A 582-nucleotide genomic window follows, 5' to 3' on the forward strand; every position below is an offset into this window, starting at 1 on the left:
CGCAGTCCACCCGCATCGCATGAATTCAGGATCGCAGAAGCCATCTTGTCCTTACGTTCGACTTATGCAACAACGCCCGATCGCGCGGCCATAGGTTTGGGCGAGCGACGTCAGCACCCCGAGTTCGATCCCGCTCGGCCGGATCGACAGCGCTGCGGGCGCGTCCGGCGAACGCGGCGAATACGTCGCATAAGTCGCATAAGTCGCCTGACGCCAAGCCGTGATCGTCGCGTCGAGTTCCAGAATGAATTGCGCGAGCTCGCGGCGGGAAAGCGGCTCTCTGCCTTGTGCCACGGGCCCTGCCCTCTCAGGTAAATCAGAATTAAGCAATTCTACCCTGCAAACGCTATCCCGATAATACGATTTATCAGGCATGCGAAATAAACTGACGACGGGTTACTTACGCAGGCGTGGTCCGGCAAGAATCCGAACGGATCTTGCTTTTCGACCCATTGTCACCAGTCGACTGGGAAAGATTTGGACGTCCGCTTTCGAGCCAACGACAGTCATCGCTTTCCCTACGCCATGTAGCGGTCTGCGCGACGAGTAAGTCGCTTCACGGACTTCTATCTTGCTTAATCC

Annotated in this window: 1 protein-coding gene; it reads right to left on the bottom strand. The window is 56.9% G+C overall.

Annotation, left to right across the window (positions count from 1 at the left end):
* Positions 1-51: 51 nt before the first annotated feature.
* The gene (locus AWB67_RS39220; protein WP_087660949.1) at positions 52-294 is read right to left on the bottom strand and encodes a hypothetical protein; all 243 of its coding nucleotides are present in this window, start codon (positions 292-294) and stop codon (positions 52-54) included.
* Between the last annotated feature and the right edge of the window lie 288 nt (positions 295-582).

It is taken from the genome of Caballeronia terrestris (assembly GCF_001544515.1).
GTDB classification, from domain to species: domain Bacteria; phylum Pseudomonadota; class Gammaproteobacteria; order Burkholderiales; family Burkholderiaceae; genus Caballeronia; species Caballeronia terrestris.